At 51.8% G+C, this 16,901-nt stretch carries 14 protein-coding genes; 7 read left to right on the top strand and 7 right to left on the bottom strand.

The genetic code is table 11. The features are described 5' to 3' along the window. Nucleotides 1-134: 134 nt before the first annotated feature. The 4 genes from mvk (at nucleotide 135) to fni (ending at nucleotide 4,282) form a co-directional block, all read left to right on the top strand. Nucleotides 135-1,082: a mevalonate kinase gene (mvk, locus tag FD30_RS01795; RefSeq protein ID WP_056943661.1), complete on the top strand. Its 948-nt coding sequence runs from the start codon at nucleotides 135-137 to the stop codon at nucleotides 1,080-1,082. Then, entirely contained in the window at nucleotides 1,079-2,056 is a 978-nt protein-coding gene (mvaD, locus tag FD30_RS01800) for a diphosphomevalonate decarboxylase (protein ID WP_056943662.1), read from the top strand. The genes mvk and mvaD overlap by 4 nt, the downstream gene beginning before the upstream one ends. A 73-nt stretch (nucleotides 2,057-2,129) precedes the next feature. Next, nucleotides 2,130-3,203, top strand: a complete 1,074-nt coding sequence (locus tag FD30_RS01805; RefSeq protein ID WP_056943663.1) for a phosphomevalonate kinase — start codon at nucleotides 2,130-2,132, stop codon at nucleotides 3,201-3,203. A gap of 29 nt (nucleotides 3,204-3,232) precedes the next feature. Then, on the top strand, nucleotides 3,233-4,282 hold the full coding sequence (gene fni / locus FD30_RS01810) for a type 2 isopentenyl-diphosphate Delta-isomerase (RefSeq protein ID WP_056943664.1): 1,050 nt from the start codon (nucleotides 3,233-3,235) through the stop codon (nucleotides 4,280-4,282). A gap of 111 nt (nucleotides 4,283-4,393) precedes the next feature. On the opposite strand, the gene FD30_RS01815 is transcribed toward fni, so the two are convergent. Both FD30_RS01815 and FD30_RS01820 read right to left on the bottom strand, forming a co-directional pair. Next, nucleotides 4,394-5,629, bottom strand: coding sequence for a DUF805 domain-containing protein (locus FD30_RS01815; RefSeq protein WP_056943665.1), 1,236 nt, complete (start codon nucleotides 5,627-5,629; stop codon nucleotides 4,394-4,396). Nucleotides 5,630-5,958: 329 nt separating this feature from the next. Further along, on the bottom strand, nucleotides 5,959-7,335 hold the full coding sequence (locus FD30_RS01820; protein ID WP_056943666.1) for an RsmF rRNA methyltransferase first C-terminal domain-containing protein: 1,377 nt from the start codon (nucleotides 7,333-7,335) through the stop codon (nucleotides 5,959-5,961). A gap of 185 nt (nucleotides 7,336-7,520) precedes the next feature. On the opposite strand from FD30_RS01820, the gene FD30_RS01825 reads away from it, so the two are divergent. After that, entirely contained in the window at nucleotides 7,521-8,333 is an 813-nt protein-coding gene (locus FD30_RS01825; RefSeq protein ID WP_056943667.1) for a Cof-type HAD-IIB family hydrolase, read from the top strand. Nucleotides 8,334-8,398: 65 nt separating this feature from the next. On the opposite strand, the gene FD30_RS01830 is transcribed toward FD30_RS01825, so the two are convergent. The 5 genes from FD30_RS01830 to FD30_RS01850 all read right to left on the bottom strand — a co-directional run bounded on the left by FD30_RS01830 (nucleotide 8,399) and on the right by FD30_RS01850 (nucleotide 13,611). Then, nucleotides 8,399-9,349 (bottom strand): zinc-binding dehydrogenase, encoded by a 951-nt coding sequence (locus FD30_RS01830; protein ID WP_056943668.1) that lies wholly within the window; start codon nucleotides 9,347-9,349, stop codon nucleotides 8,399-8,401. A 157-nt stretch (nucleotides 9,350-9,506) separates the two neighbouring features. Beyond that, nucleotides 9,507-10,550 carry a zinc-binding dehydrogenase gene (locus tag FD30_RS01835; protein ID WP_056943669.1) on the bottom strand — a complete coding sequence of 348 codons (1,044 nt, stop codon included), beginning with the start codon at nucleotides 10,548-10,550 and terminating at the stop codon, nucleotides 9,507-9,509. A gap of 210 nt (nucleotides 10,551-10,760) precedes the next feature. Continuing rightward, nucleotides 10,761-12,266, bottom strand: coding sequence for a glycerol kinase GlpK (gene glpK, locus FD30_RS01840; protein WP_056943670.1), 1,506 nt, complete (start codon nucleotides 12,264-12,266; stop codon nucleotides 10,761-10,763). A 186-nt stretch (nucleotides 12,267-12,452) separates the two neighbouring features. Next, a complete protein-coding gene (locus tag FD30_RS01845; protein ID WP_024746403.1) occupies nucleotides 12,453-12,641 on the bottom strand; it encodes a 2-hydroxymuconate tautomerase in 189 nt (62 codons plus the stop codon). A 76-nt stretch (nucleotides 12,642-12,717) separates the two neighbouring features. Further along, on the bottom strand, nucleotides 12,718-13,611 hold the full coding sequence (locus tag FD30_RS01850) for a YitT family protein (protein WP_371862339.1): 894 nt from the start codon (nucleotides 13,609-13,611) through the stop codon (nucleotides 12,718-12,720). A gap of 270 nt (nucleotides 13,612-13,881) precedes the next feature. On the opposite strand from FD30_RS01850, the gene FD30_RS01855 reads away from it, so the two are divergent. Together FD30_RS01855 and yjeM are read left to right on the top strand one after the other, a co-directional pair. Continuing rightward, nucleotides 13,882-15,297 carry a C69 family dipeptidase gene (locus FD30_RS01855; RefSeq protein WP_056943672.1) on the top strand — a complete coding sequence of 472 codons (1,416 nt, stop codon included), beginning with the start codon at nucleotides 13,882-13,884 and terminating at the stop codon, nucleotides 15,295-15,297. A gap of 51 nt (nucleotides 15,298-15,348) precedes the next feature. Next, entirely contained in the window at nucleotides 15,349-16,854 is a 1,506-nt protein-coding gene (yjeM, locus tag FD30_RS01860) for a glutamate/gamma-aminobutyrate family transporter YjeM (protein ID WP_056943673.1), read from the top strand. Nucleotides 16,855-16,901 lie beyond the last annotated feature (47 nt).

A 16,901-nucleotide genomic window follows, 5' to 3' on the forward strand; every position in this document is an offset into this window, starting at 1 on the left:
TTCCGTAAAAGGGTATAGAAAGGATTAATTTTTTACGCTTCCGGGGATTTTAGCCGGCAAAACTAGCGCAATAAGGGTGAGTAGAGTATGATATTTGAGTAGAATAAATCGAAATAGAAAGTGAGCGAGCGCAATTGAAGAAGTCGGTCATTGGGAAAAGCAATGCCAAAATCATTCTGTTGGGTGACCACAGTGTCGTCTATGGTCAACCCGCCATTGCCCTCCCCCTCCCTTCCGTGACCACGACCGTTCAGATGACGGCCACCACGGCGGGGCAGACGATTGCCAGTCGATACTTCGACGGTCCCATCGCCCAATTAAATCACCACCTTGCCGGGGTCGTGGCGTTAATCACGACCCTTTTAGAACGGTTTGACGGTACCCAGACCCCCTTTCATATGACCATCACCAGTGATCTGCCAGCCGAACGGGGAATGGGGTCTTCCGCAGCCGTTGACGTGGCCATCACCCGGGCCATGTATCAGTTCTTCGACCGGCCCCTATCCCGGAGTACCCTCTTGGATACCGTGGCCATTGGCGAAAAGATCACCCACGGAAACCCTAGCGGCATCGACGCCGCAACCTCTAGTTCTGCGGTGCCTGTCTGGTTGATTCCTCACCAGACCTTGCAACAGTTATCCTTCCACCTAAACGGCGTCTTAGTCATCGCCGATAGCGGCGTGAAGGGCCAGACGGGGCAAGCCGTGGCTGCCGTCGCCCGTCGTAAGACCACGTTCCCGCAGGTGACCAATCAACAGATCAACACGCTCGGACAGCTTAGTTATACCGCTCGGGAGTGCCTGGCGGATAATCAGATTACCCGCCTGGGCGCAACGCTCAATACCGCCCAAGAACAGTTAAGCGGCTTGGGTGTCAGCTCCCCCGAACTGGACCACCTGATCACGGTTGCCCGGGAAGCCGGAGCTTTAGGCGCGAAGCTTACGGGAGGCGGCATGGGCGGTTGCATGATTGCGTTATGTGCCGACCAAGCCAGCGCCCAACGGGTCAAGCACGCATTGCTCACCCACGGGGCAACCGCAACCTGGACAGAAGTCTTTCAAGACGAGGAGGAACCCGCATGACGGCAGCAGTAACGGCTCGGGCCCATACCAACATCGCATTAGTCAAATACTGGGGAAAAGCCGATACTGACCTGATTATTCCCCAAACCGATAGTTTATCGTTAACGTTGGACCAATTTTATACGGATACGCAAGTTCAATTCGACGCCGCCTTAGACCATGACGTGGTTGTGGTCAACGGCCAAGTCTTAACCGACCAAGCTAGTCGCAAGGTCCGCCACGTCCTCGACATCGTGCGAGACCTCGCGGGGATTACGACTTATGCCACCGTAACCTCCACGAACCATGTTCCCATGGCCGCGGGCTTGGCCTCCTCGGCTTCTGCCTTTGCGGCGCTAGCGGGGGCCGCTAGTCGGGCTGCGGGCTTACGGCTCACACCACGCGACCTATCCCGGTTGGCCCGGCGCGGTTCAGGATCGGCAACGCGCTCAGTCTACGGGGGCTTCGTTGAATGGCATGCCGGCCATGATGACGCCTCCTCTTACGCCAAACCGTTAATGGAAGACGTCGACTGGCCCATCGCTATGGTGGCGCTAGTGCTCGACCCGCGTCAAAAGAAGGTCAGTTCGCGTCAAGGCATGCAAACCAGCGTCACAACGTCACCATATTACCCGGCTTGGCGCGAAATCGTTCAACAGGACTTAACAGCGATTCGCCCGGCCATCTTAGCCCATGATTTCACAACCACGGGCGAGATTCTCGAAACCAACGCCATGCGGATGCACGCGCTCACCCTGAGTGCCAATCCCCCGTTCAGTTACTTCAACGGTGACAGTCTAGCCGCTATGCAAACCGTCCGGGAACTGCGCGACGCAGGGCATGCCTGCTACTACACCCTAGATGCAGGGCCCAACGTCAAGATTTTTTGTGAAACGACCGAGCTTCCCGCCATTACACAACGACTGTCTGACCAATTCGGGACCGACCGCGTTTTAGTCGCCCACCCCGGACCAGGCATTCAGTGGCTGGATTAAACGAAACGAACGAATTTAAAACACTCTACATTTATGCTAAAGCGACCGCGTGTCGCAGAAGGGACCTGATTCTTTGATTTCCGCTCAAGCACCCGGAAAATTATACATTGCTGGGGAGTATGCCGTGGTCGAACCCGGCTACCCAGCAATCATTGTCGCGCTTAACCAGTTTGTAACCGTGACAATCGAGGAAAGTCACGATTATGGGCGTATTGCGTCCAAACAGTACCAAGAAAATTCCCTCTACTGGGAACGCCAAGGAACCGAACTGGTTTTCGATAACCGGGACAATCCCTTCCACTACATCCTGTCGGCGATTCGCCTCACAGAACAGTACGCCCAGGCCCTGGGTAAGCCCTTAGGTATCTATCACCTAAACGTCAATAGTGACTTAGATAGTGCCGATGGCAAGAAGTACGGCCTAGGCTCTTCAGCCGCCGTCACCGTAGCGACCGTTAAGGCCCTGTGCCAGTTCTACGATATTCACCTCAGTCAAGACCAACTCTTTAAGTTGGCCGCCATCGCGCACCTGGATGTTCAGGGTAACGGGTCTTTGGGTGACATTGCCGCATCAGTCTACGGTGGTTGGATTGCTTATCGGGCCTTCGACCGGGACTGGTTGGCCTCTGCTCGCCGTGAACTCACGCTCATCGACTTGCTTAACACCGATTGGCCGGGACTTGAGATTGAACTGCTGACACCGCCCGCTCCGCTGCGCCTTCTGATTGGTTGGACCGGTTCACCGGCCTCGACCTCTCATCTAGTTGACCGCATCGCCCTATTCAAAGCAACCCGTCGCAAGAGCTACCACCAGTTCTTAGACGAAAGCCGCGATTGCCTGCACCGCATGATCCAAGGGTTTCATAATGGGGATCTGGTGGCCATCCAACGCGAGATTACGTTTAACCGGCAATTACTGAACCAGTTAGCCCACTCCAGTCATGTGACCATTGAGACCAAGCTCTTGAAGACCATGTGTGACACGGCTGTGACCCTGGGTGGAGCCGCAAAGTCTTCCGGTGCAGGGGGCGGCGACTGCGGCATCGTGATCATCGATGCTGCTAAGGACCTCGCTAAGCTCCTACATGACTGGGAACAACGCGGGATCGAACCCCTGAAGTTAAACGTTCACCACGTCACCGAATAACCTACCTAGATTGAAGGAGATGGTCCGTCATGGTCTTATCACGTCACGCGCATCGTAAGGACGAGCACTTATCGCTCGCTGAAAAATTCTATACCGCTCATGCGACCAGCCAATTCGACCAGCTACGGTTCATTCACCAAAGTCTTCCCGAAATGGCGGTCGCCGATGTTCATTTAGCGACCCACTTAGGCCCGTTAACGTTACCCTCACCCTTACTGATCGAAGCCATGACCGGCGGGAGTCCCCGGACGGGCAAGGTCAACGCAGCGCTAGGACGGATCGCCGCCCAAACGGGGATGGCGGTGGCCAGCGGCTCTCAGAGTATCGCCTTAAAGGATGAGCAAGCGATTCCCACTTTTACGGTACTGCGGGAAAATAATCCCGACGGTATCGTCTTCGCCAACATTGGTGCCGGGCATACTGCCCAAGACGCTCAGCGCGTGGTCCAGATGTTGGCCGCCAACGCCCTAGAAGTTCACGTTAACGTTGCACAAGAGCTGGTCATGCCCGAAGGTGACCGCGACTTTCACTGGTTAGACGCCATTGGTGAGACCGTCGCCCTCTTGGACGTACCCGTCATCGTCAAAGAAGTGGGCTTTGGAATGGCACGTGAAACGCTCCACCAGTTGGCGAACGTTGGCGTGCACTACGTTGACTTGGGTGGCCGTGGCGGCACGAACTTCATCGACATTGAAAACTTCCGCCGACCGGAGAAGGAACTCAGCTACCTCAATGGTTGGGGGCAATCTACCGTGGAATCCTTACTGGAAGCCCGGGCAGTTCCCCAACTCCAGACGATAGCTACCGGCGGCGTGCGTCACCCGTTAGACGTGATTAAGGCGCTGGCCTTAGGCGCCAACGTGGTGGGCACCGCCGGCCAGGTCCTCCACAGCCTACTGAAGACCGATGAAGCCACCACGACTCACCGGTTACAGGCCTGGCAGACAGAATTGCGGACCATCATGACCCTCTTGGGCGCGCCAGACTTGGCCACCCTACGGCAACGACCGCTCCTATATTCGCCAGAACTCCTGGCCTATGCGCAACAGCGTCAGTTACCATTGACCTACAAAAAATAATTACTTCAACACTAAAGATCCCCTTTAACCACACTTAAATCTGGTTAAAGAGGATCTTTAGTTCAAAACGTTTATTTTAATACCATTTGTATGACACCCTAAATATTACTCTCATGATGCCAAGTTTAGCGTTGTATCGTACTCTTTATGATCATTTTCATCATCTATATTATCTGTTTCGTAATAAGCAGACCATTTCAGCCGGATTGTGGATAAGTCTTTAACACTATTGAGCTTAGGAATCAAAAAGTATATGTTTCCCTCTCTATTTGCATTCGCATTAAGTTCCCCATCAAAATCATCACTATCATGCATATCGGCATCTACCTGCTGTCCGTCATTCGTACTCAATGTTCCCTGTGCGGGATAGGTTGTCAAATCACGACCGGCTCGAATCTTCATATGAACTTTAACAATTCCCTTAAAGTCTGATTTATCACCGTCTTTGTAAGTACCCTCAGTTTTATAAACCGTCACTTTGTCAATAACAAAGTTAGTATTTGTCCAACTACTATCACTGAAATCCGTTGCATATTCCTTTTGATCAGCGATATCAATCTTAGCATCGCTCAATTGGATACTTTTACTATTATCCTCAGAAGCACTCTCAGTTGAACTCGAATGTTCATCAGCTGTACTTTCAGAATTGGTTGCATGAGCTGTCCCTGTTGCTGTACTTGAATACTTACTCATAGTGTCGTTATACGCAACCGTGTTTAAAAAGAATGTTCCCAAAATTGTTAAGGTTCCCAAGACTAACCAATTTTGCCACTTACCTTGCCATTTACTAGAGTGCGCGTTCTTATCGTAATTCTGCCCCTTAATATCCGTAGGTTTAGCTTGCATAAAAGCTAAAATAACCGCACCAACAACGGGAAGCATAATAAACCACAAATAGTTACCGGAATGATTCGTATCGTGCAATCGTCGAATAGATGCCGACATCATCATAACTCCTAAGAAAACAATTAGTCCTGACGCTAACAACTGAACTGCCAACTGAGGAACATCATACAATTTCAGAGGACTCATCCCAAAACTAAACATTTGGGTTGCTTTAGTTAGCAGAAAACTCCCCAAAATCAAATTTAAAATAGTGAAGTCCAAAAAAAGCCACCAGTAACTAGCTCTTCCAAGTGTCTTAGAAAAGACAAAAGCATCCTTAATTCCTAAAATAAAGGCACTCACCATATTAGGATTGGCCTCTACTGGATCTTTTTCATGATTAACTGCCTCCGCTTGATTACCTACTTGAGGCTGCTTGGTACCACATTTTGAACAAAACTCACTAGTTTTTGACAAAGCCGTTCCACATGATACGCAAAACTTTGGTTCATTAACGTTCATTGCCTACTTCTCCCCCTTCGAACGCGAAATATATAATTCCATGCGTTCATTAAACAGTATATTTATCATTTTTCGACTGTTTAATACTACGGGAGGACTTTGGAAAACTCAAACAATGATTGGCAAAAGTTCATTTTTCGATAGACTTTTATATACTGCAACCGGTTGCTACCCTTCTACGCTAAGGATTAGTACAATTTCAGAATTCAAAGAAATTTTAATTTTTATTAGCTAGAGTCATTCAAATTACCATAATAACAAAAAATGTCGCTTTAAACCGATTACCCGTAATCAATTTAAAGCGACATTTATCAAGTTTTACATCATCACTAGTTCAAATCTTCCGGATAGACCGTAAACCGCAACCCCTTAGGAAAGAAGTTCTTGACGGTCTGTCCCACGACCTTACCGAAGCCAACGGGTTGCTGCTGGCACGTTAGGAGGTACCACCCCTTTGCCGGAGCAGTCGCTAACGCAATGGTGTCCCCGTGAACCCATTTTTGCCACTGATCCAAATCGATGGCTAGCGTGTGGTTCACCCGCTGTGGCTCACTTGCTAAGGCCAACGCATAGGCGGGTTCAAACCGGTTCTTCTTAAACGTCCCCAGATGCAATCCCGGACGGAAAACGTGTGCCCGTTTCAATGCCGGTAAGTCTTGTGGGACCGCGAATAATTGATCCTTCACGGTCACTAGCTCACCTGCGGGCAACGCTTCCGTTCCCAAGACTTGTTGGGCAAAGTCTTGCCAAAGCTGCCGCTGGTCGCGGCTCAGGGCCGTTCCCAACTGGGCTTGGCCCCGCGGACGGGTTGGCTCCGCAGCGGACGTTCGTTCCAATTTAGCCACAAAATGACCTTCCCCCTGAAGTAAGTGGGGGAACAACCGCGCCGCTTTTTTCAACTCCGGATTACCATCGGCCCACTCCGGCCGGGCATCAACAACGCCACCAGACTTCTCAACGGGAACCAAGTGGAACTCGGGAAAGGTCTTCAAGACCCACGCCATCATCTGTTCGTCTTCTTCCGGTGCAAAAGTACAAGTCGAGTAGATCAATTGTCCGCCAGGCTTGACCATCTTAACGGCCTCCGTTAAAATCTCACGTTGCCGCGTCACACAGTCTTCGACGTACGCTAGCGACCAGTAATCCATGGCCGCCGGATCTTTTCGGAACATGCCTTCCCCCGAACACGGGGCATCGACTAATACCTTGTCAAAGTAGTCCGGAAAAACGGGACTGAGCGTATCCGGCGAATCGTTTAAGATCACGGCATTAGCGACCCCAAACCGTTCAACGTTCTCGGCTAGGACCCGAACCCGCTTACGATTGATTTCGTTGGTGACCAACAGTCCCGTTCCCTGAAGGTAGCTGGCTAAGTGGGTGGTCTTCCCACCGGGAGCCGCACACAGGTCTAAGACTCGTTCGCCCTTAGCTGGGGCTGCCGTTGCGCCAACGAACATCGCACTGGGTTCTTGGCTATAGACCGCACCGCTTTGGTGGGCCAAGCTTCGGCCCTTCACTGCTCCATAATACCCCCACTGAGCATACGGAACTGGCTTAGCTGTCGTCAAGTTTGCGGGCACTTTTCGTTCTGGATTGACACGATAACCGGCCGTATTCACCGTCGACGTCAAGCTCGCCAAGAACGCCGGGGCTTCATCGCCCAGTAACCGCTGGTACTTCGTCACAAAGTCATCAGGTAAGTTCACCGTTATTCCTCCATCTTGTTCATTACAACTAGTTATTTGTATCGTACATATAACTGGTTTTACCCAGTTTATCGGTTTTCATTATACCCGTTTCCCGTACTCAGCACTAGGGAGAAATCCTCGCTTTCATTTTCATTTTGTGGTAAATTGGGAGGACTTAGTCATTTACATGTGAGGTGTTCTTAATGGAACGAAAACTAATTGCCATTGATTTAGACGGAACGACTTTGAACAACGCTTCTGAAATCAGTCCTAAAACCCAAGCGGTCTTAACCGCGGCACGCCAGGCGGGACACCTGGTTAGTATCGTTACGGGACGGCCTAACCGGCTATCCACCGGAATCTATGATCAGCTCCACCTAGACGGCCCCATGATCAACTTCAACGGGAGCCTAGGACACATCCCCAACCACCACTGGGCAGGCGAGTATCAATACACCTTCGACCGGGAAGTGGCCTTCGACCTGATGGCCCACCGGCAGGAGCTGGGGATCAACATGATGGCCGCGGAAGGAAAGAACCTCTTTCTCGCCCTAAAGGAACGGCCCGTTGCCCTGGACTTCTTCCCGTCCGTTCTTCAAGCCAACCAGATTTTGAACCAAAAGAGTTTGGCCCAGGACCCGACCAGTCTAACGATCGCTGTCGACCACAGTCACGAAGAACACCTGCTGAGCTACCTACGGCATAACTTCGGCGACGTAATTGACGCTGCGCCTTGGGGTGGTCCCCACTCCGTAGTCGAGCTCGGGGCCAAGGGTGTTCAAAAGGCCACCGGGGTCGAAGTTCTAGCCGATCATTATCAAGTCAAACGCCAAAACATCATTGCCTTTGGTGACGAACATAACGATTCTGCCATGCTCGATTACGCTGGCTGGGGTGTTGCGATGCAAAATGCGACGCCCGCCATTAAGGGAATCGCCAACGACGTGACGCCGTTAGACAACCAACACGACGGTTTAGCCAACTACCTGCAAGACTACCTAGAATTGGCCGAATAAGCATAAAGAGCCTAACGCACTCCCTCGTGAGGGATCTGCGTTAGACTCTTTTTTTACACATCCTATTAATCTCGAGACGCAATCAAACGTCCCACAACCTCGCCCTTTTCTAGAGAAACTAAGCCCTCTGGAATCTTATCGAAGGTGGTCGTTGGGAGATCCGGGTGCATCTTCCCCGTCTGGAAGTACTTGTAGACGTTAGCAATGTCTTCCGGCGTTCCTCCAGAATTACCAACTAACGTCACGTTACGCGTAATCAGGTTCCCCGTGTCAATCGTACTGTGGAGGATGCCCATTCCGACAACCACTACGGTTCCGCCGGCTTTAACCGCCTTCGCCGCTTCGTTGGTCGTGGTATCAAAACCAGCAAAGTCAATAATCAAGTCAATGTCTTGGTCCTTAAGGTCTGCGATGTCCGCATAAGCGGCCTCAACCCCAATCTTTTCGGCCCATTGTCGTGCGGACGCTTTGGTATCCACCGCATAGACCTTGCATCCGGCAATCACAGCCATGTTAACCGCAAACTCGCCTAAGCCACCGATGCCAATGATACCGACCTTCATGCCAGGTTTGGCCTTCCCCGTCACGAATAAGGGGTGGTAAGAAGACATCCCCGCATCGGTCGCGGAAGCCCCCTGAACGTAGCTGACGCCATCTGGCAGTGGGACTAATTGATTGGCTGGCACTGCGGCCATATCGGAATAGCCACCGTCACGCATACAGCCAATCGTCTGGCCAGTCTCCGGGTTCTGCGGTGAGACACCGACCCGATCGCCAATCTGGTAATCCTTGACGTTAGCCCCGACCTTAATGATCTGACCAGCACATTCGTGACCTAAGATCACTGGTGCTTTGATTAGTGGCAACCAGTTCGGGTCGTGTAAAATCCCCACGTCCGTGTGGCACAGCCCCGCGGCCTTCACCGCGATCACCACTTCATCGTCTGCTGGTTCTGGGTCCGGTTGTTCCACCAATTTCAACGGAACGTTGGTATCCGTAAATCGCCATCCACGCATCAAATCACTCCTTAATCTATGTAATCGGTTACATGTACATCTTTAAGTATATCACACCTACAACCTTTTGTAGGCCTATGGATTAGGATGAACTTCAAAAAAGTCCTTTAGGATTTCCCCACCAGGGCATTTCCTAAAGGACTTTCATGAACCTTTTTTAATCACTGACCACGACAAAGGACTTGATGGCCTTGCGATCAACCATGGCCTGGTAGGCAGCATCGATCTGATCCAACGGGAAGGTCTGCGTAAAGACTTTTCCCGGATTAATCTGACCATCCAAGACGGCCTTCAACAGGCATTGCTTGTCGTAGGTCGTCACGGAAGCTGGACCCCCTGCCAGAATCGTATTGCGGTAGAATGGCGCGGTGACGTCCATCTTAGTCGTGTGCGGTAAGCCGACGCGACCAACCACGGCACCTGGACGACCGACCTGCATTGCCGTCTCCGTCGAAAGTTCCGTCCCAACACATTCCAGAACAGCATCGGCACCGGCACCGTTAGTCAACGCCATGATCTGCTTGACCGCGTCGTCGCCCCGGTCAGCCACGTTGTCGGTCGCACCGAACTCTTGGGCTAAGGCTTGCCGGTCGGCATGGCGACTAGTGGAGATAATGCGCTTAGCACCCAGCATCTTGGCGGCAATGATGGCACATAAACCCACGGCACCGTCCCCCAAGACCACGACCGTATCACCAGCATGGACGTTGGCGACCCGGGCAGCATGGTATCCCGTGGCCATGACATCCGCTAAAGTCAGCAACGATTTCAGCATGCCATCACTATAGTCACTAGGCTGGCCGGGAATCTTGACCAACGCCCACTGGCCGTGCTGGAAACGAATGTATTCGGCTTGGTCACCATCGCTAAAGTTATCCGTATGCGACTGACAAACACCATCGAAACCGGCTAGACACGCGGCACAGTGCCCACAACCGTGAGTAAACGGCGCAATCACAAAATCACCGGGCTTGACCGTAGTAATGGCTTCGCCGACGGTCTCAACGATTCCAATGGCCTCGTGACCAGTGTTTTCTGAATTTGCGGCCTTATCATCCAGGCCCCGGTAAGCCCACAGGTCGGACCCACAAACACACGCCCGAACGACTTTGATAATCACATCATCTGGCTGTTGAATCGTGGGGTTCTCAATATCTTGAACGTCCATCTGACCCGCTTTAGCAAATACAGCTGCTTTCATAAAATATTGTCCTCCTTTTAATTAACTATCTAAATTATAGCGGTCGCCACCTCAAAAAGAAAATCTAAACTACGAGCCAAAAGAGTGGGCCAAACAGCGGTGTAGCCGAGCATTGCCCCCGTAAGCAGAGCTGACTGCCCTTGGTTGCTCGTTTCAGTACCGTATCAAAAAAGCCTGGGCGTTTGGTCCCAGGCTCTGCAAATCACTAGTTTAATCAACTTGATGGAAGGCTTGCGTGGCCGTGATTGCCGCTTGCCATCCTGCGTAGCACCGGTCCCGGCGCTTTTCCGCCATCTGCGGTGTAAACTCATCCCGCAGTTTGTGCATCTTGCGAATGCTGTCCAGGTCCGGCCAGAAGCCCACTGCCAGGCCCGCCAGGTAAGCTGCGCCCAACGCCGTAGTTTCATTGATGGCTGCCCGCTTGATCGGCGTATTTAAAATATCCGCCTGGAACTGCATCAAGAAATCGTTGTTGGCCGCTCCACCGTCAACGCTAAGCGATTGAATCGGTAAGCTGGTCTCCTTGGTCATGGTGTCCACCACGTCCCGTGTCTGGTACGCAATTGCTTCGACCGTGGCCCGTACGAATTGTTCCCGCGTGGTTCCCCGGGTCAGCCCGAAGACGGCCCCCCGGGTCTCTTGATTCCAGTATGGCGCTCCCAGTCCCGTAAAGGCTGGCACAACGTAGACACCACCAGTGGTTTCCGCATCCACGACCATCTTCTCGGATTCGCTAGCATGTTCAAAGAACCGCATCCCGTCCCGTAGCCACTGCACCGCGGAACCCGCCACGAAGATCGACCCTTCTAGCGCGTAGTTGATCTCACCATTCAGACCGTAAGCAATCGTGGTCAACAACCCGTTATTCGATAACGTCGGTTGATTCCCCGTGTTCATCATGATGAACGCCCCGGTTCCGTAGGTGTTCTTGACCATCCCCCGATCAAAGGCCGTTTGACCGAAGAGTGCCGCTTGCTGGTCCCCGGCAATGCCGGAAATGGGCACCTGGACCCCGGAGAACGTGTACCCCGCCGTGTAGCCGTAGATTTCAGACGAAGAACGGACCTCGGGGAGCATCACGGACGGAATCCCCAGCCAATCGAGGATTTCTTCGTCCCAGTCCAACGTCTGAATGTTGAACAGCATGGTCCGGCTGGCATTGGTGTAGTCGGTCGCATGGACCCGGCCCCCCGTTAGCTTCCAGAGAATCCAGGTGTCGATCGTTCCGAAGAGAAGTTCGCCCCGTTCGGCCCGCTCCCGGGCGCCCTCAACGTGATCCAAGATCCACTTGATCTTAGTCGCAGAGAAGTAGGAGTCAATGACCAACCCCGTCTTCCGGTGAATTGCTTCCGTGCGACCATCCGCCTTGAGCTGGTCAGCAATGGCGCTAGTCTGCTTCGATTGCCAAACAATGGCGTGGTAGATGGGTTCCCCCGTCCGCTTATCCCACACGATCGTGGTTTCCCGTTGATTGGTGATGCCGATTCCCCGTACCTTGTAGGGTTGAATCTCGGAGTCAATCAAAGCATCTGAAATCACGGACTGCACCGCATTCCAAATTTCGTTTGCATCATGTTCGACCCAGCCGGGTTGAGGAAAGTATTGGTGAAATTCCCGTTGCGCTTGTCCCGCGATTTGACCGTGGCGATCAAATAAGATTGCCCGGGTACTGGTCGTCCCTTCGTCAATTGCCATCATGTATTGTTGATCATCCATCATCAGAATCTCCATTCGTTACGTTCATTAACACCGGCGAATCGTCGTCGGGGTTTCACAATTGTCTCTAGTATACCGAAAAGTCCCCATAACGCCAATATCAAGTGTCAATAAAACCGCTACCAAGCTGATAATATCAACGTTGGTGGCGGTTCATAATTTTTTCTTCAGTTTTTCAGTAGCGACTTACTTTTCGTCGCTCTTCAAAACACCAGCGACACCGTAACGGTTGGGTTGCATCTCCCGTAAGATGACGTGCACGTGTTCTGCTGGCGCCCCCGTGTTCTTGGTAACCGCAGTGGTGACGTCTTCGACTAAGGCCTTCAATTGAGCTTGTGAGCGACCCGCAATTAAATCAATGTTGACAATTGGCATTTATCTCGTTCCCTTCCATGTAAAGTAGCTTCTATTATACCGATAAGCCTCCCTAAGAGCAATCATTCCCCCACTATTATTGGGGCCGCTCGGTCTGGCGAATCTTCAACTGTTCCGTCTCGTTGTAGAAGTTCCCTTCGATATCGATCGTGTTCACCAGATTGACGAAGGCGTGGGGATCCGTTTCCTTCACGGCATGCTCGAGGGTATATAACTCGTACCGCGAAATGACCACCATCAGGACAGCACTATCTTGCCGGCGATAAGCCCCCACTGCGGGCATAATCGTGATGCCCCGAATCAACGTTGAGCTGAGCGCTTCGATGACCGCATCCTGCTGTTGGGTAACGATAAACGCCGTTAATTTTTGGTGGCGCGTGTGAATACTATCGACGACCCGGGACATCGCGTAGATGGAAATAATCGTGTACAGCGCACTTTCCCAACCAAATAGGCCCCCCGCAATCAGGACGATTCCCAGGTTGATCATCAGCATTAGCGTTCCAATCGTTCGCCCCGTGGTCTTCTCGAGAACGACGGCAACGATGTCCATCCCCCCGGTCGAGAAGCCATATTTTAAGGGATACGCGACACCGATCCCCGTCAAGATGCCCCCAAACAGGGCAGCTAATAGCGTATTGTGCGCCACGAATTCGACCGGAATCACGATGGTCAGAATTGAGGTAAAAATCGCCACTAAGATTGAGTAAAACGTAAAGCCCCGGCCCACCTTAAACCAACCTAATAAGCCAATCGGGACGTTGAACAACAGGATAAACCACCCCGTATTGACGTGTAAGCCCACCATCTGTAATAACATCGCCAAAATCTGCGAGATTCCGTTAATTCCCGCACTAAAGATCTTACCAGGAATCAAAAACTCGTTTAGGGCAATGGCGCTGATGACCGCGGACCCTATCAGCACTAAAATCTGCCGACCCATCTGGTCTTTTTCTAATGCCATTCTCATATTCCACCCTTCTCAAAAACAGTGTTTGTCATTATTTAACCACATCCCCCAAGCGCTGACTAGCACGAAACACCGCTTTTTAAGGGGAACACCGGATATCTTCTCATTTTTAGTGGTATACATGTAACCGTTATACTTTGCATAAATAATATTTTAGATGAGAATTATAAATTTCTTGATTAGAACTCCCGGGATTTCCGTTGGGTTCTTGGGAAAGATGGTAAAATAATAATGTGTAATTTTATACAAAAAAATGAAAGGAGCCTTCTCATGAATTACTCTGCTTGTACCAGTATCCTCATTGGCGCTAAAGCCAGTATTGACGGATCCGTCATGATTGGACGTAATGAAGACGCCAAGGCCGCCTGGCCGAAGCACTTCGTAGTGCACGCTGCCAAAACGGCGACCACCCCGCAAAGTTACGTCAGTCCCGATAACGGGTTCACCATGCCCCTGCCTTTAACGGCTGCGAAGTACACGGCAACGCCGGAATGGACCACGAAGTACGGGCTATTCGAAGAAGCCGGGATCAATGAATACGGTGTCGCGATGAGTGCCACTGAAAGTACCTACTCTAACAAACGGGTCTTAGGGGCCGATCCTTTGGTCAAAGACGGGATTGGTGAGGAAGCCATGGTGACCGTGGTTCTCCCCTACATCCGCACTGCCAGAGAAGGGGTCCAACGACTAGGAAAAATCGTCGAAGTCTACGGGACGTCTGAGTCTAACGGTATCCTGTTTGCAGACCAGCACGAAGCCTGGTACCTGGAAACGGGTGCCGGACACTACTGGGTCGCCCAACGGATTCCCGACAACGCTTATGCCGTGGTCGCAAACCAGATGGCGATTCAAACCATCGATTTCAACGACCCCGCGAACTTCTTGTTCGCCCCTAACCTGAAGGCCTTCGTTACGGACAACCACTTGAATCCACACACCGACCGCTTTAGCTGGCGCGACATTTTCGGGACTCAGGACCAATCCGACCTGTACTACAACACCCCCCGGGTCTGGTACGGTCAACGTTGTTTCACGCCCCACGTCACCGCACAACCGCAATCATTCGATCTTCCCTTTATTCAATATGCGGACCGGCAATTGGACATTAATGACGCACAAGACTACCTCAGCAGTCACTACCAAGGCACCCCCTATGATCCCGTCGGCGATGGTCCGCTTGCCGATAAGAAACGGTTCCGACCAGTCAGTCTGGCTAAGACACAAGAATCACACGTGATACAACTCCGTCCGGACCGCGACCCTGCCGTATCAGGAATTCTCTGGTTAGCCATGGGGGTTGCCGCGCAAAGTGTCTATGTGCCGTTTTACGCCGGCATCACCAGCACGCCTGAAGCTTACCATCAGGGTGCGGCCACCTATGACCGAGATTCCGCTTACTGGACGTATAAGTTGGTCAGTGTCTTGACTGACGCCCATTACCACGAAGCTTGGCCTATCACCAGCGACGTGCGCGACCAGTTACGAGTGGATCTCGCACACTTAGTCCGGGAGACCGACCGGGTCGCGCAAACGCTATCCGGAACGGAACTAAACGATTATGTTACTAAGCGTTCCAATCAAGCCGCGGCCTTAGGGCTTCGACAGTACCAAGAACTCGCGGCGAAGTTGATCACCCAAGCCACTGACTTAGGGCCCCTCAACTACCACCAAGACCTTAATCTATAACAACGGTCTGGACTAGCTTACTAGCCCATCACCAAATGGGAGATATTTATCATGGAAAAACAGAAAAAGATTAAACTCGCCAATTTAATCTTAATGATTTTCACCGCCATCTACGGTTTCGCCAACACAACGGTGGCTTTCGATCAAATGGGCTACGCCAGTATCATCTGGTACGTCCTTGCAGCGTTGCTCTTCTTCTTACCTAGTGCCTTAATGATGGCCGAATACGGCTCCGCCTTTAAGGAAGCTAAAGGGGGAATCTACTCCTGGTTAGCGGGTTCCATCGGTGAGAAGTGGGCCTTTATCGGGACCTTCATCTGGTTATCCTCCTGGATCATCTGGATGCTTTCCACGGCCAGCAAGGTCTGGATTCCCCTCTCCACACTGATCTCAGGGAGCGATAAGACCCAGACCTGGTCCCTGTTCGGCCTGACTTCAACCCAGACCATCGGACTTTTAGGGATTCTGTGGATTATCGTGGTCACCTTCTTCGCTAGTCGTGGGGTCAGCTCCATTGCCAAGATTTCCTCGATTGGGGGGATGTTCGTGATGTTCCTGACGGCCATCTTCTTCATTGCCAGCATCGTGATCCTGGTCGCAAATAAGGGTGTCTTAGCAGAACCCATTCACGGGGCCCACAGCTTCGTTGCTTCACCAAATCCTTCCTTCTCGTCGCCAATGGCCCTGATTTCCTTCATCACGTATGCGGTCTTCGCCTACGCCGGAATGGAATCCATGGGGGGAATCACGGATAGCATGGACCGTCCGGAAAAGACCTTCCCTAAGGGACTGATCATCTCCACGATTGCCATTACCATCATGTACTCCGTCTCCATCTTCCTATGGGGGGTCAGCACCAACTGGACCCAAATCTTAGGTAAGAGTGAAGTCAACCTAGGGAACATCACCTACGTCTTAATGAACAACTTAGGATTGGTCTTAGGACATTCTCTGGGCGTTTCAGCTGGAACGGCCGTGGGCTTAGGTCATCTATTCGCCCGGTTAACGGGGTTGAGTATGTTTATGGCTTACATGGGGTCCTTCTTCGTTCTGATCTACTCACCGTTGAAGTCCTTCATCTTAGGATCCAACCCCAACCTGTGGCCTAAGAAGATGACTAAGCTGAACAAAGTCGGGATGCCGGCCTATGCAATGTGGATTCAAGCCGCTATTGTGGCCGTCTTCATCTTCTTAGTTGCCTTCGGGGGCTCAGCCGCCAACGAATTCTACCTGATCCTGACCGACATGGGGAACGTTTCGACGTCCTTCCCTTACCTCTTCTTGATTGGGGCCTTCCCATTCTTCAAGAAGCGTACTGATCTGGAACGGCCCTTCGAAATCTTTACCAGCAAAGGTTGGACCAACACCATTACTACGATCGTTATGATTATTCTAGTGGGTGGGATTGGCTTCACCTGCTTACAACCAATTCTGGAACAAGATTACATGACCGCCTTCTGGACGATCATCGGCCCAATCTTCTTCGGTGCTGTTGCGTGGATCTTCTACCGTAACGCACAGAAGCGAGACCAGGTTACGTCAACTGACGAAGACTAAGTTCATCCTAGATTCGCCCAAAAGGGGGACGCACCGTTATTGGTGGG

The sequence above is a fragment of the Levilactobacillus namurensis DSM 19117 genome, from assembly GCF_001434785.1.
In the GTDB taxonomy this organism is placed as follows: Bacteria; Bacillota; Bacilli; order Lactobacillales; family Lactobacillaceae; genus Levilactobacillus; species Levilactobacillus namurensis.

What these genes read in the sequence shown, in the direction of transcription:
- mvaD (WP_056943662.1), top strand. Translation starts at nt 1,079, where the DNA reads ATGACGGCAGCAGTAACGGCTCGGGCCCATACCAACATCGCATTAGTC.
- fni (WP_056943664.1), top strand. Translation starts at nt 3,233, where the DNA reads ATGGTCTTATCACGTCACGCGCATCGTAAGGACGAGCACTTATCGCTC.
- FD30_RS01815 (WP_056943665.1), bottom strand. Translation starts at nt 5,629, where the DNA reads ATGAACGTTAATGAACCAAAGTTTTGCGTATCATGTGGAACGGCTTTG.
- FD30_RS01825 (WP_056943667.1), top strand. Translation starts at nt 7,521, where the DNA reads ATGGAACGAAAACTAATTGCCATTGATTTAGACGGAACGACTTTGAAC.
- FD30_RS01830 (WP_056943668.1), bottom strand. Translation starts at nt 9,349, where the DNA reads ATGCGTGGATGGCGATTTACGGATACCAACGTTCCGTTGAAATTGGTG.
- FD30_RS01835 (WP_056943669.1), bottom strand. Translation starts at nt 10,550, where the DNA reads ATGAAAGCAGCTGTATTTGCTAAAGCGGGTCAGATGGACGTTCAAGAT.
- glpK (WP_056943670.1), bottom strand. Translation starts at nt 12,266, where the DNA reads ATGGATGATCAACAATACATGATGGCAATTGACGAAGGGACGACCAGT.
- FD30_RS01845 (WP_024746403.1), bottom strand. Translation starts at nt 12,641, where the DNA reads ATGCCAATTGTCAACATTGATTTAATTGCGGGTCGCTCACAAGCTCAA.
- FD30_RS01850 (WP_371862339.1), bottom strand. Translation starts at nt 13,611, where the DNA reads ATGAGAATGGCATTAGAAAAAGACCAGATGGGTCGGCAGATTTTAGTG.
- FD30_RS01855 (WP_056943672.1), top strand. Translation starts at nt 13,882, where the DNA reads ATGAATTACTCTGCTTGTACCAGTATCCTCATTGGCGCTAAAGCCAGT.
- yjeM (WP_056943673.1), top strand. Translation starts at nt 15,349, where the DNA reads ATGGAAAAACAGAAAAAGATTAAACTCGCCAATTTAATCTTAATGATT.